This window comes from Flavobacterium poyangense, from assembly GCF_011751075.1.
Classification (GTDB): Bacteria; Bacteroidota; Bacteroidia; order Flavobacteriales; family Flavobacteriaceae; genus Flavobacterium; species Flavobacterium poyangense.
The window spans coordinates 1-14,004 of record NZ_JAALLN010000005.1 but is presented as its reverse complement, the minus strand read 5'-3'; the positions used below and the strand labels follow the sequence as shown (position 1 = coordinate 14,004).

Annotated in this window: 10 protein-coding genes and 1 pseudogene; all 11 read right to left on the bottom strand. The window is 32.8% G+C overall.

The genetic code is table 11. The features are described from left to right. Positions 1 to 690: 690 nt before the first annotated feature. The gene (locus G3A47_RS10815) at positions 691 to 2,043 is read right to left on the bottom strand and encodes a DUF4302 domain-containing protein (protein WP_243860414.1); all 1,353 of its coding nucleotides are present in this window, start codon (positions 2,041 to 2,043) and stop codon (positions 691 to 693) included. 35 nt (positions 2,044 to 2,078) lie between these two features. Then, complete coding sequence (locus G3A47_RS10810; protein WP_166922175.1) at positions 2,079 to 2,936, bottom strand: substrate import-associated zinc metallohydrolase lipoprotein; 858 nt, start codon at positions 2,934 to 2,936, stop codon at positions 2,079 to 2,081. Positions 2,937 to 2,940: 4 nt separating this feature from the next. Then, positions 2,941 to 3,222: a hypothetical protein gene (locus G3A47_RS10805; RefSeq protein ID WP_166922174.1), complete on the bottom strand. Its 282-nt coding sequence runs from the start codon at positions 3,220 to 3,222 to the stop codon at positions 2,941 to 2,943. An 11-nt stretch (positions 3,223 to 3,233) separates the two neighbouring features. Next, positions 3,234 to 4,721 (bottom strand): RagB/SusD family nutrient uptake outer membrane protein, encoded by a 1,488-nt coding sequence (locus tag G3A47_RS10800; RefSeq protein WP_166922173.1) that lies wholly within the window; start codon positions 4,719 to 4,721, stop codon positions 3,234 to 3,236. A 10-nt stretch (positions 4,722 to 4,731) separates the two neighbouring features. Further along, positions 4,732 to 8,208 (bottom strand): SusC/RagA family TonB-linked outer membrane protein, encoded by a 3,477-nt coding sequence (locus G3A47_RS10795; protein ID WP_166922172.1) that lies wholly within the window; start codon positions 8,206 to 8,208, stop codon positions 4,732 to 4,734. 873 nt (positions 8,209 to 9,081) lie between these two features. Further along, on the bottom strand, positions 9,082 to 9,663 hold the full coding sequence (locus G3A47_RS10790; RefSeq protein ID WP_166922171.1) for a hypothetical protein: 582 nt from the start codon (positions 9,661 to 9,663) through the stop codon (positions 9,082 to 9,084). Positions 9,664 to 9,835: 172 nt separating this feature from the next. After that, complete coding sequence (locus G3A47_RS10785; protein WP_166922170.1) at positions 9,836 to 10,201, bottom strand: hypothetical protein; 366 nt, start codon at positions 10,199 to 10,201, stop codon at positions 9,836 to 9,838. Between the two features lie 107 nt (positions 10,202 to 10,308). Next, the gene (locus tag G3A47_RS10780; protein WP_166922169.1) at positions 10,309 to 11,226 is read right to left on the bottom strand and encodes a PorP/SprF family type IX secretion system membrane protein; all 918 of its coding nucleotides are present in this window, start codon (positions 11,224 to 11,226) and stop codon (positions 10,309 to 10,311) included. 16 nt (positions 11,227 to 11,242) lie between these two features. Further along, a complete protein-coding gene (locus G3A47_RS10775) occupies positions 11,243 to 12,520 on the bottom strand; it encodes a gliding motility-associated C-terminal domain-containing protein (protein ID WP_166922168.1) in 1,278 nt (425 codons plus the stop codon). Between the two features lie 35 nt (positions 12,521 to 12,555). Beyond that, the gene (locus G3A47_RS10770) at positions 12,556 to 12,729 is read right to left on the bottom strand and encodes a hypothetical protein (RefSeq protein ID WP_166922167.1); all 174 of its coding nucleotides are present in this window, start codon (positions 12,727 to 12,729) and stop codon (positions 12,556 to 12,558) included. A gap of 165 nt (positions 12,730 to 12,894) precedes the next feature. Next, a pseudogene (locus G3A47_RS10765) lies at positions 12,895 to 14,004 on the bottom strand (hypothetical protein); the annotation flags it as partial.

The window sequence follows — 14,004 nt, the reverse complement described above, 5'->3', positions numbered from 1 at the left end:
TTCTCAAGATGAAATAAACACTTAATCCGGTTCGAATTTATCGACTGTTCGAAAAACAAAATAGTCAGAAAAAAAACACAAAACAGATTAAGATTACTAACCTTTTGTTGAAACTATTGTCCGGCAATTCAGTTCGCGGTAATATGTTGCTTCCTTGTTACTTAATAGATCCCTAAATGTTTTACAAAATGCAATTTCTTCATTATTAAAATTGTAATAGCTTTTTAGCCTGTCTCCTCCTGTCTTTTTCAGACAATTTTAAACTATCCTGAATACAGCTAGCTATTTTATTTATTCGTCCGTCAATATAAACTAACAACTCTTATTCGAAACTTAGCCAGCCCTATTAAGCTGTAGTCTCTCTGACAGATATAGCATTTACACTGCTGATTTCCCTAGATTGAAATCTGTTTTTATATACATTTCAAAAACTACCTTAATTTATATGATTTAATAATTTACCCCGCTAAGGTTGTAACAGAAATATTTTAAGTCCTTTTTAATGCAAAAAAACAAGAGACGACCAAGGTCGTCTCTCTACAAATCAAAATTCACAAGTTATATAGTTTTCTGTAATCCTATTGCTATTTTGCAAAATATACTGCATTAAAACCTACTCCAACTATATTCTAAAAAACAATAAAGCAAAATTATCTCTAACGGCATTTTCCATTATTTTACTAATAATCTTTACTCTGTCTTATAAAGAGTCATTCTCAACGGATTAGCAGCACTGGTAAAAGTAAAAACCACGTAATTAGTAAGATGAATTATATAATCCTCTTTTTTACAATACAATCCTTTAGGATTAGTTAATTCAGCATCCAGATCTTTTAAAAAAGAATACTCTTTTTCTGCTACCGACCAGCTTACATCTTTAAAAATAATAGTCTTATTAACAGCATCTTCACTTGTTGTTATATAATGTTTTATACTTTGCTTACTTCCATTGAATTCATATTCTATGTAATCCTTTTTATTAGCAGTATTAAAATTAAACCAAATACCCCTAATTTTTTTACCATCCGGCAGTGTAGCATTAGCCTTGTCAAAAAGATTTTTGTAAAAACCCGAATTTTTATTTGATGTATTCATCGTTTCCGAATAATAAACAAAAGTACTTTTTTTATTACCGGTAGCCGTTAGTAAAGCTTTATAATCATCTGTTAGTACAGGAGGAACATTTGTCCTTTTTATACTTGCGCTTACGTTGCCGGTTCCTTTGGCAACAAAACTATTCGTTGTACTATCATAAAGAAAGTTTGTTAATTTTTGTCCTTTAACAATTAATGCCGGTTTAGCTATTGCCCCTGTTGGTGTGTACGAAAAGCCGAAATTATAGCTTTCCGTGTTTGTCGGGTCTAGCGGCGTAGCTATTCCAAAACGGGCACTTGAATTAAAATCAAAATTAAAGTCATGTTCAGCAGTTCCGTCATTAGTTACTAAACGTTTAAATAGTGGGCTTTTAATATCTCCATTCATATTATTTAGAGTAATAGCACTCTTATTTAAATCTGTCCAGTCTTCTGCTGTAGCTTTTACAAATCTTAATTCCTGAACTTTTCTGTTTGTACTAAAAACAATATCTCCTTTTTCCTGTCTGTTATACAAAAACTGAAAATCACCTAAATATCCCTTACCTCTCAGATTTGACGAAGGATAACTATCAGAGTCCGATAAAAGATGAATTCTGTTAGCCGTTGTAAAAACCAAACTTACTGTACTCCCCAGCTGAATTTCATATTGACTACTTTGAACAGCAGTTTTAGTATCAAAATCAGATGCCATATCTACTTTTCCATCAGGTAAAAATTTAAAGAGATGGGTAAACCCGCCTAATTGTGTACTGTCTGTAAAATAAATTGCTTTCCATCCGTACTCAGAAGACAACAATAAATCATTCAATTCTTTTTGCTGTGTTACCAGTCTTTCCGTTGGTGTCTGATTGAATTTTTGCTCTGCATCGGTCCTGGTGCAAGCCACTAATTGCAATGTTAAAAGCACTACAACCAGATAATTGAAAATGTTTTTTTCTTTCATCATATATATTTTAATTATGCATCAATTATTTAATGCTATTACTTTACTACAGTATCAGTATTTTTTTGCGCTTCATCCCTTAAGGCATAAAAATCAATGTTAAATACCTCTTTATAATATTGAACGACAAGGGCTTCTTTTTCTTTTACCGCTGCCTTTCCTTTAGGATCTTTAATATTATTAACAATAGTCTCATATTCTGATTTGGAATAAGTTAAAATCGCTGCGGCAGTTTCTGCAAAATCTTCATGTATGTTTAATCGGGCATAACTGGTTATAAAACCTAAATTTCTTGAGTCAGCCTCTTTTTCTGCGTACCAACTTGTTGTATACCCAGATGGAGTTATCTTAGACCAGGCTTGCTCATTAAAAGGCTTCTGTTGATTTAAAATATGTACATATTCATGTTGAAGTGTATGAATAAATTGAGTAACATCTTTGCGATTTTTATTATCTAATTTATCTACCTTAAAAAGACTTATCCTTTGTCCGCCTTCTGCGAGTCCTAAAGTTTGTGTACCTGTTGAGTTCAAATTTACGCCACCTACCAAAACAAATTCTCTTGGCGCTATTTTCTTAACAAAATTTACTCCACCAACAGTTGTGTAACTGTCTACCCAAATCTTTTTTACTATTTCAAGAGCCGGTTTCACTTTATCTACTGTTGGGGGAAACAAATACCTGCTGTTGTCAACCATATTTTGATTCCACTCATAGTATGCACTAATATTGTATGGACTTGTAAAATTTTCAGCAATCCATTTATCTAAATCTGTTTTTACAGGTTGAGTATAATCCAACCTGCTATCGGTTGGTTTATCTTCGTGAGAACAGGAATGAAAGATTAAAATCATAAGGCTCAACACTACTAATTTGTATATTTTTAATAATTTCATACTACTAAAATTTATCTGTTTTTTTTTCAGTCCCTTTATTTGATGCACTAAATGGTATTTGCAAGGTGCCGCGCTTACCGTCTTTAGTCAAGCTCTTTTTTTGGCTCATATTTCTATCACCACTTTCATCAGGACTCTGATCAGTCCTTTTATCAGGATTTGTTTTTGCGGGTTGTATGTAAGCAGGTTTACTACTGTCTGTAGGTTGTTCTTCTTCTGAACAGGACAGAAAGGTTAAAATCATGATTCCCAACACCATTAATCTGTATATTTTTAATAATTTCATACTACTACAATTTATCTGGGATTTTTTTCAATTCCGTTATTTGATGCACTAAGCGGTATTTGTAAAGCTCTGCGCTTGTCATCTTTAACCAGGATATTTTTCCTGCTTACTTTTCCAAAACTAAGCGTATTGTGCTCTACAACAAGGTTAAAACGTTTGATATCGAACCATCTGATTCCCTCATGTATAAAGTCTCTTCTTCTGGCTTCTGCAATAGCTTTTATATAAGACGCCTGAATCGAACTTAGCGGGTAAAAGGGGGTATATTCATCCTTAATTACCGGATATTTGGTTTCTATCCTTTTTTGAGACAATGTATCTTTGGCTGCGTCAAATCCTTCAGTTCTTGTCGAAAAGAAATATTCTAACTCACTATTGGCAAGATCTATCTGATTCTTCATTACGTGCGCTTCGATACGATTTAAGAAAAATTCATCGTTACTAAAAAGTACGACACCGGTATAAGGATAACCAATTTGAGCAGTTACGTTAGTATATTTGAAATATTCGTAAAATTTAGGCACAAAAACATTTATTCCTCCTCTAAACTCTCCTGAAGCTTCTATCAGCCAAGACTTGCCAAAAATATTAGTATCCTTACCCAGAATTTCATCGCTTCTATTTCCCGCAAGGCTAAATCTATCTCTTAAACCTCTTTTACAAATCGAACTTGGATAAGCAACCAATAAATTAGTTGTTTTATCCTCTTTTGAATACTCAATTGGTTGTTGTTCAAAAGAAAACCCATTAAAAACTTTATAATCTCTTAGCTTACCAACCGGTTTAGATCCGAGATCCTTTGAAAGTTCCAGTACTCTGTCCCAATCTCCTTTTACTAAATAAAAACGAGAGGCAAAAGCTTTTGCTGCTTCTTTATTAAAATGATATTTAAGCTCTTTATAATCATCTGTTACTAATTTTAACCCTTCTTCGAGATCCTTTTGAATGAGATCAAAAACTTCTGCAACAGAGTTTCTGGTATATTTTTTTAATAACTCCTTTTCCGGTTCTGTTACATACGGAATCCCTAAATCAGTTTTGGCAGTCGCAGGATTATAACGATTCGACCATAGTGTAACAAGCATAAAATGGGCATAAGCTCTTGCAAGCAAAGCCTCTCCCTTTTTAGCTCTAAAAACAGGAATATCTTCGGACTTTTTTATTACATCCAAGGCTAAATTAGCAGCAGCGATTGCTTTATAAGATGCATTCCAAAAATTAGCTTGTGTATCAGTATTCGTTTCGGTTTGCATTTCCCAATTGTAGTTTTGTTCGTTATTCAAGTTTATATCAAGTATCTCACTATCAAAAACGTTATCCGACATCGTTTCTGCTATACTGATATAAGTCCCATTTGTATAAGCGGTAACCAATAATTCTGATAGTTGTTCCGGGCTTTCTATTTGAATTCTGTTATCCGGTACTTCCGAAAGGAAATCAGTACAACTTATACTACTTGTGAGTACCAAAAGAAATAAGAGTAGTTTTATATTTTTCATAATTTATAGATTATAAGGAAAGATTTATAGAAAAAGTATATTGACTTGTAATTGGCATGGCTACACCACCTGTATTACGAAATTCAGGATCCTGACCATTTAATCTTTTATCTGAATAAATCAACCAGGGATTAACTGCTGATCCTTTTAAAGTAAAAGTGTTTACACCTATTTTTTTCTTAAAATCTTTAGGGAACTCCCAACTTAATGAAATGTTTTTAAGCCTTACAAAATCACCATCGGCTACACGAAGATCCGAATAGTTATAGGTGTTATAGGCTCTAGCAAGCGTACGTACTCCTCCATTATTCTCATTCAGTCTTTTGTCGGCAATAACCGGAATATTGGTAAAGTTCTCGTCTCCGGAGTTTATCCATCGATTGGCAAAATCTTTTGTAAATACTGTCAGGTCGTCGTAAGTACTATCGTATATTGGATCTAAACGCACCTTATTTCCACCAGATCCAACAAAAAACACATATAAAGACCAATTTTTATAGGTAAAAGTATTAGCCAGTCCTATCGATTTATTGGGCTCAATAGCACCCTCGAATTTTAAATAATCCGTAATATTTTTTATATCCTGAAAATTAGCTCCCGTAATATTATTTTCTGCCCCCTCGTGCATAACAAAAGTGGGTAATCCCTGATTGTTTAAGCCGGTGAATTTATAGGAATAAATTGAATTCCTTGGGCGGCCAATAACGTTTCCTCCATTCGAATCAACTAAATCAAAAACAGATGCCTGATTGGCCAATTTTGTTGTTTTTTGATTAAAAACTGAAAAATTAAGAGTTGTTGACCAATTAAAATCTTTAGTATTTATGTTTTTTGTTGTGAAACCTACCTCAAGACCTTTGGTTTCCATATTTGCATTATTACCTTGTTTGATCATTTGACCGCCTACTCCGGAAGTAAGCACATAATCTACCAAATCAAACGCTTTACGGCTATAAACATCAGTGGTAAGTTGCACGCGGTTATTAAACAATCCAAGATCTAAACCAATATTTGTTTCAAATTGTTTTTCCCATGTTAAATCACCATTCTGCAACTGATCGATTCTTATTGCTGTCTCCCTGTCCGCAACATTGAAACGATCTGTAACAAAACTTCTAAGCACAGCTAAAGAATTCGTAGCAGGTCCGGCAGTTGCTGTAAGTCCGTAAGAAGCTCTTAAAGCCAACGTATTTATTTTAGACCAATTTTTAATAAATTTCTCTTCAGCAAGATTCCATTTACCACTTATCGTATAAGTCGGAAGCCATCTTGAAGAATTACTGTTACCTTGTCTGTTTGATCCGTCATAACGACCTGTCAGAGATGCTGTATATCTGCGGTCGTAAGTGTAACCTACTTTTCCAAAAAAACCAACTGTTCTTTCTTTTTCTTCATTAACTCCATAGTAAGCATTCCCATCATTAGTAATTTTTTCAAGATACTTAGCATCTGTAAAAGGAGTAAAAGCTCTGCCAAATTGAATTCCGGCTGCGGTAAAAGTATCACTGCCTCGATTTACATATCTTAGCTCAGTTCCAAAAAAACTTTCGAGTTCATGTTTTTCCTTAAAAATGTTTTTATAACTAACACTATTTCTAATGTTATGTGAAATCATATCATTAGTAAATTTTCTTAAAAATCCACCATTTGGTAAAATAGAAACTTTGGGTACTGTCAGATCTTTCGGATCCGTATACAAAAATATATTTTCCTTTTGCACAATTGTATTTAGGTCATCCCCAACGCCTGCGTTATAAGCCCCTACAACGTTAGAGCCTTCATATATTCTATGGTCTCTGCTGGTACCGGCATAACGAGATGCACCGGAAAGATTATACGTTAAATGCGGATTTATTTTATACTCTAAATCCAATTGAAAACGAATATCTGTAACCTTAATGTCCATAGTATTATTCTGCAGCTCGTTTAAGATATTCATTGGAGCCCAATTGTTTCTATAATACTCCAGATTACCCTTTTCATCGCGAGGTCTCAGTGTTCTACTGGTATTTAAAACATAATTAAACGGATTAATGTCAAAATCGCGGGTAACTTTACCATATACAGGATCACTTTGACTTTCATACGTCCCCGGAGCTCCCTGATCTCTTCTCGAAGCTAATGAAGAAAGTGTTATGTTTAATTTATCATTAACATAGAAGGTCCCTTTAATGTTTGAAGAAAGTTGTTTAACATCATCGGCAATAGTCCATCCGGGATCGGTAAAATAACCTAACGAAGCATAAAATGTGCTGTTTTTTCCTCCTCCGGAAAAACTTAAAGAGTGGTTTTGAGTAAAAGAAGGCCTAAACAAAACTTTGAACCAATCGGTGTTGGCCAGCTCATATTTTTTCAAAAATTCACTACGGCTAACCGGATCATTATTTACTAAAAAACCATTTGTTTCCGGAACATAGGTATTGATAGCTCTGCTCAAAATATTATAAACCCCTCCATATCTTCCGTTTAATGTTGTGGGGATATCGAGATATCCTTTGTATTCCATCTCCCTAAAAATACTCATGGATTCCTGAGAATTTAAGATATCATATTGATTGTAAGTCGGGACTGTTCGGGCCGTTTGTTCCAGCGAATAGGATACTTTTAGAGGTGACTCTCTACGTCCTCTTTTTGTAGTAATTACCACAACTCCATTTAAAGATCTTGAACCATAAATTGACGTTGCGGACGCATCCTTCAGAACCTCAATACTTTGAATATCATTGGCATTTAATCCGGCTACAGATGAACTCAGTAGTGTTTCAGAGTTACCTGAAGCCAGATCGGCAAATGACAAATTAATAATATCCTCCTGCACCACACCATCAATTACCCACAATGGCTTTGTATCCCCAAAAATGGACGAGGAGCCACGCACAGTAATTTTAGGAGCAGTACCAAACGTACCGGTTACGTTTTGTACCGTTACCCCTGCAGCCTTTCCTTCTATCATTCTACTCACATCTACTACACCATCCACTTTTAATTCCTCTCCCGAAATTTTACTGATTGATCCTGTAAAAGTTCTTTTAGATGTTTTTTCGTAACCCGTTGTAACAATTACCTCTTTTAAATTCTGTCCTTGTTCATTTAAAACAATTACAAGTGGCAGTTTATCAATACTCACTTCCTGGGTTTCCATCCCAATGTAAGAAACCACCAATTTTGTAGCATTAGCCGGCATATCTATCGTAAAACTACCATCAGCATCTGTAAGAACTGAAGTTTTACTTCCTTTGGCAACTACTGTTGCTCCGGGCAAAGGATTCCCTGTTTGATCAATTACCTTACCCTTCACCAAAGGGGCAGCTAAATTCTCAAATTCCATTTTTGTACTCGTCAACTCTTCACTACTAACTAATTTTTTGTGTTTGTTCAAATTTCCGGCTTCACTTTTATTTATAAATACAAGTAAAAAGGCAATCTGAAATAACATTAATTTCTTAATTGGAAAAAGAAGTCGTTTTTTAACAATTCGTTTTTTCATAAATTTGATTCTGTTTTGATTAATACTTTTAAACTGGTTATTGAAAAAAATTATAAATGCCCTGTTCTAAAGGCAATTTGAGTTACTATGTACCATAATTATTATGACATATCTGACACTTTTTTATTTATGTGGATTACTATTTTATGGAAGTTGTTTTTAATTAGCAGTACTACCTGATTTTTAGCTAAGACCGTATAATTTGTTCTAAAGTGCTAACTGACTATTTTCTGAGATATTTAGACCTAAAAGAATAAATTACCGAGTATAGACTTAGCATTATATAAATGGATTGAAATTTTCATGAGATCAAAGAAAACACAAGTAAAAAACATTCCGAAAAAAAATACTACTCGTTTATACGCACCAAAAAAATACCCGCTAAAAATCTAAAAACAAGCACATTACAATAAAAAAACAACACAGGCATAAAAAAATCGAGTAAGTTTAAGTAGTAAAAACTAACTCAAAATTCTAAAACTCTTAAATTCAAATACATTTTAAAAGAGCTGCCCAAAAGCAGCTCTTTTCCCCTAATAAAAATAAAGTTGGTATACTAATTCAACAATTAAAATAAAATAAGGACTTCAAGTAAAATGTAAATAGAATAACATGCCTTTCTGAAGATATTTCAAGATCTATATTTGTTTTTTTGCAACATTAAATTCAAACTCTAAGCAACAATAAAACACTAATAAGAAACCATATGAAATAAAAAAAACACGTTTTAAAGCATTAAAATTGTTCTTTTTTGTTAGTACATATCTAAAAATTTTAAATATTTCAGATACGATTTTATACTATAGAAAAAGAAGATAACATCGATTGAAACTCAAAGAATTTAACAAACATCCACTATTCTTTCTCTACTATTTAAAGTTCTTTTATAGGAAATCCCAAAATTTGCGACAGCTCTAATATTTTCTCCCTTTCCTGCTTTTTACAAAGAAATAAATTACAATTACCCCCTTTACTTTCTATCTTAAGCAAAGTATAAGAGGAGAGTATTTCTAACTTTTCTACCACTTTTTCAAGATTATTATCAAATTCCTCTACAATAATTTCAAAGGGCAGATTAATTTCTTCTGTAATAAATTTACTTAGATCGCCAACATTAAATCTTGAAATATCTCCTTTAAACTGAGGCACATAGTCCGCCAACAAATTGTAATACAAAAATTGCAACGAAATATCATAATCGCGCTTTTCAATATAACCGTTCTCTATTAATTTCTTAAGATAACTTTCCGGTTCAATTTGTATTAATCTAAAATCTCTCTTGGCAGCATTGACCTCATTTGGAAAAAAAAAGTTCATATCGGATATAGTCTCTAAAAAATCATTAAAAAGCTTTTCCTTATAAAATAATTCTGCAGAAATTTCTAGTTGTTTCTGCCTGTTGAACCCATTAAATTTTTCAAAAATTAGCTCCGTTATCTTGATAACTTTTATCATTTATTAATTTCTAAATCAATTTATTCTCTTAGGGATTTCCTTTATTTTGGCAAAGTCCTTAGCAATATTAAAACCTCAATCCGTTTACGATTTATCCACAAGAGTATATAATACCATATACTATAATGAGGAACTTTTCTTTTATTTCACCAAATATCTGTCAGATTCATTATTAACGTTCTGTAACTATATCATCAAGATATTCTTTAAGCTGATCGCTAATTTCTGTTTTTGTCTCCAGCAGGTACAATAGGTTTACATTTGCAATTTCACTTATCTCATATTTATCAGATATAGGCTTTCGCATATAAATTCCGAAGATCATTGGAATTATTCCTTCAAATTGCCTCAGGAATCTAATGTATTCTTTTAAGGGGCCATCCTGAATAAAAATGATCCTGTCAAATTCATAAAATGAAAAAATATTATTTTTTAAATCTGTATAAAAAACAAATTTAAATTCCGGAAATCTCTTTCTGAAGTATCTTAAAAAGATTTGATTCTGATCACATACTAAAATTTTTACTTCTTGACTCATCTGTATAAACTTTACAATCTTCTTATGGCATCCCTTTACTTTAACAACTGTTTTCCAATGCTTTAACTTCTCTCTAACAAACTTATTAATGGCACTAAAGTGTGTATTTAAAAAAATCTGGGCGATACAATTCTGTCAAAATACTCAAACACTTCAAACCTCAGAAAAATCTCATGAGATCCGGAATTAAAATTTCTAATTTTTGAGGTTTCCATATCATATGCATAACCTACAAATAATCCTTCTGTAACCTGAAAGCCTGCCATTGCACTTAAAGCAGATCCAAATCTGTAACAAAGCCCACCGCTAAACTTTTCATTGATTAGAAAATTTGCTGATAAATCTACTTGCGGATCCGTTCCCTCTACTATTTTTACTAACAATGAAGGTTTAAATAATACTGTTGGACTAACCTCAAATACATGTCCCCCCATTAAATACAAGTGCATTTTCTCTTTTAAAACTGAAAATGCCTGATCGTCTTTATAGTGTTTCGTTTCTAAGATACTGGGAACTGATAATGAGAAATAGGTATAATCAGAATATAGATACATCCCTACTCCAAAATTCGGAGAAAACTTACTTATATTATTCTGATATGAAATATCATTTGGATCATAAATATTGAGTTTTGAATAATCAATTTTTAAATTCGTTACAGATGTATTTAGTCCAAATGCAAGTTCATAGTAATCCGAAGCCTTAATCTTATAAGATAAACTAGCAGTAAACTTGTTCTCGTTAGAGGGTCCAATTCGATCGTTTTCAAACGAAATTCCTGCTCCAAGATTTGTATCGTTTATTGGCAAATGCCCGGCAAATGTGGTCGTAGAAGGTGCTCCGTCTATTCCTACCCATTGACTTCTGTGCATACCAAAAATACTTAATGCTTTTCTTTGTCCTGCATATGCAGGATTTATATTCATAGTATTGTACATATATTGTGTATACTGAGAATCTTGTTGAGAGAATCCACATATACTCCAAAATAAAAAAAGCACAATAAGCTTATTATTAAAATTCATTTTATTATTTATATTTTCAATTACCACTTAAGTATAAGTATCCTACTTTTTCCATGTTTTTAGAAGTGCCATCAATTTTTACTTCATAATTCAACACATAAAAATAGGTTCCTGGCGGAAGGGCACTATCATTATTAGCTGCACTTCTGCCTTGGGATTGTGAATACCCATTAAAGACATTTCCCTTCGAATCGTAATTAGTAATTTCAAAAACTTTTACTCCCCAGCGATTGTAAATAATTACGCTATTATTCGGATGATTTTGAATTCCGTCAATTTTAAAATAATCATTTTTACCATCATCATTTGGACTCACTGCGTTGTAAACAAAAACATATCCATCGTCTTTAGTATTTCTCTTTGTTCTGGCCAAGGCAAACACTCCAAAACCTGATACATCAGAAAAAGTTGTTATAGTATTCGATCCAATTTCTACCACTCCACCCTCATCTACCCAGATTTTTTTATCTTTATCCCATCTTACAATTGTAATGGTTTCTGCATCAGTTTTTGATTTTTGCAGATTTTTATAAATAAATTCAGATGTCGTTTCTTGATCCCAAGAAAGAGTAATCATGACTTCGGGCTTTCCTGAGCGATTCTCTATTTCCCAATATTCCTTATCATCAATTTGTTCAAGATTACCGACCTTACTGGAGTGCGGATAAAGCAGATTTGAATTTTCAAAAAAGTATTTTCCTCTTATAACAGTCTTGACACTTGCAGTTGTGGGTATAATTTTAGCATGACGATAGTGTGAATTAGCACCTATCGGATAAATAAAATCAGTATTTCCAACCTTTTCAATATAACCTTCTATATGACTTTCATTGTTAACATTAGAATGTCCTGCATTTTTTTCATACACAATTGACCCATCATGTTTACTGGTGTTTACAATTCCTTTCCTGAAATCGCTACTCCCCGAAATACTTATATTACCTGAAACCTCAAATGCAGGTTGCTTAGAAGCATTATCAAATAATAAATTATTAAACTTTGTAAATTCAGCAGAAGAACTACTTGATATTTTTTGATTCTTCTTTCCTATGAATTTAGTATAACTATTTTCGTTATCGGTAAAAAACACAAGTCCATCATTATTAAAATCAGAAAAAAGAACCAGTTCTCCATCATTTATAAGTGTACCACTAAATGAATTCTCAAAATTAAACTTTGATGACATTACAGTTCCTGGCAAAATTGTCAGTTCTCCAATGTTTACTATCTGTGCTTTCAAATTCGCATTATGAACGAAAATTACAAGAAATAATATGTTAATTCTTTTTTTCATATAATTTTGCTTTATTTTAAAGGAAGGCATGATACTCAACTATCCGGATTCCGATCTTGTCCCCAAACAATCTCATTGGAAACCAATTGAGATATCACACCTCCCTTTGAAGATTGCCAGTCATTATGCTCCATCACAATGATTGCAGACACCAACCCTGTCTGCATTTGACAACCTCCACCTACTATTTTAATAATGGCAACTGCCATTCTTTTATTTTAACATTCTTTCAAATTAAATTAGAAAGGGGGATTCAATCATGCATCCTTAATTTTAAATTTTGTCCTGTCAGAAAATACAAACGAAATTTAAGTCCACCTATCCCCCCTTTTTAGACCTGCTATCTCACAATTCAAATTCAAAACAGCTTAGCCTTATTCTTTAGTAATTAACATTTTTTCCAGTTTTTCCAGTTTTGTCTTCATATCCTCCATATCTTTCTTTAATCCATTTATTTCCTTTTCTTTAGAGTCTATTTGCTTTTGCTGTTCAATAGTGTGTAAATAGAGTTCTTCTATTTTTTCAAGATTCTGAACTCCAAGTTCAGTTGGATCGATAGAATATCCATCGGCAACTTTCTCCAGTTTATTTATAGGTGTAACACCCGGTAAGTGTCTGTTTTTAATTATAAACTCTTCGACCGCTTTTAACGACTTAAATTTATAATCTGCTTTTAAATCAGAGTATCCCTGAAAATAATCTTCAAAAACGTAATCTGCATACACTCCACTACTTGTTCTTATTTTTCCATTTACTCGCAGTGCTTCATCTCCAAAACTCGATTTTGAGTTTGTACCAATTCCAACCCAGCTTCCTAACGTATAAATCTGATCTGAATTTAATGTTGCCTGTGAAGTACCTCCTAGTACATTCCATGGTTCAACCTTCAGTGAACTTACATCTACTGTTGCTTTAATGTCATTTACAGAACTTGTTAAAGTATTACCTTCTAAACCTAGATTAACCTTTTTTACCAAATCTGTCGTTTGACTTATACCATTAACAACAGAAGTAATAGCATTACCAGAATTTGTTAATGTATGTGACGAACCTGCTTTAATTATTGGCAATAAATCTATAGAACTTCCAACTCCATTTACTGTTGAAGTTAAATTTGTTCCACTTGAACTAAGCTTATTATCTCTAACAGCTAAACCGCTTTTAACCTCTACACCTTTTTCATTTTTATAAGTAATAGTTCCATCTGCATTATTAGTTAAACTTGTCACCGTTTCTTTGTCTTTCAAAACTGTCTCTAATTCTTTAATTACCTCAGAGTTTTTAAAGATCGTTGTGGCTGTTCCTGATACATCATTGGCAATATCAATCGAAACAACAGCTCCTTTCTCATTGGTATAAGAATACTTCCCTTCTGAAATTTTGGTCAAAGTGGTTACAGTTTCATTATTTTTAACGATACCGTCTAAGTTCACACTTTGAGTTTGGCCTTGAGCATCTGCGTAAACCAGTATGTTTTTTACAGG

What these genes read in the sequence shown, in the direction of transcription:
- G3A47_RS10790 (WP_166922171.1), bottom strand. Translation starts at nt 9,663, where the DNA reads ATGATAAAAGTTATCAAGATAACGGAGCTAATTTTTGAAAAATTTAAT.
- G3A47_RS10800 (WP_166922173.1), bottom strand. Translation starts at nt 4,721, where the DNA reads ATGAAAAATATAAAACTACTCTTATTTCTTTTGGTACTCACAAGTAGT.
- G3A47_RS10795 (WP_166922172.1), bottom strand. Translation starts at nt 8,208, where the DNA reads ATGAAAAAACGAATTGTTAAAAAACGACTTCTTTTTCCAATTAAGAAA.
- G3A47_RS10815 (WP_243860414.1), bottom strand. Translation starts at nt 2,043, where the DNA reads ATGATGAAAGAAAAAAACATTTTCAATTATCTGGTTGTAGTGCTTTTA.
- G3A47_RS10805 (WP_166922174.1), bottom strand. Translation starts at nt 3,222, where the DNA reads ATGAAATTATTAAAAATATACAGATTAATGGTGTTGGGAATCATGATT.
- G3A47_RS10780 (WP_166922169.1), bottom strand. Translation starts at nt 11,226, where the DNA reads ATGAATTTTAATAATAAGCTTATTGTGCTTTTTTTATTTTGGAGTATA.
- G3A47_RS10770 (WP_166922167.1), bottom strand. Translation starts at nt 12,729, where the DNA reads ATGGCAGTTGCCATTATTAAAATAGTAGGTGGAGGTTGTCAAATGCAG.
- G3A47_RS10785 (WP_166922170.1), bottom strand. Translation starts at nt 10,201, where the DNA reads ATGAGTCAAGAAGTAAAAATTTTAGTATGTGATCAGAATCAAATCTTT.
- G3A47_RS10775 (WP_166922168.1), bottom strand. Translation starts at nt 12,520, where the DNA reads ATGAAAAAAAGAATTAACATATTATTTCTTGTAATTTTCGTTCATAAT.
- G3A47_RS10810 (WP_166922175.1), bottom strand. Translation starts at nt 2,936, where the DNA reads ATGAAATTATTAAAAATATACAAATTAGTAGTGTTGAGCCTTATGATT.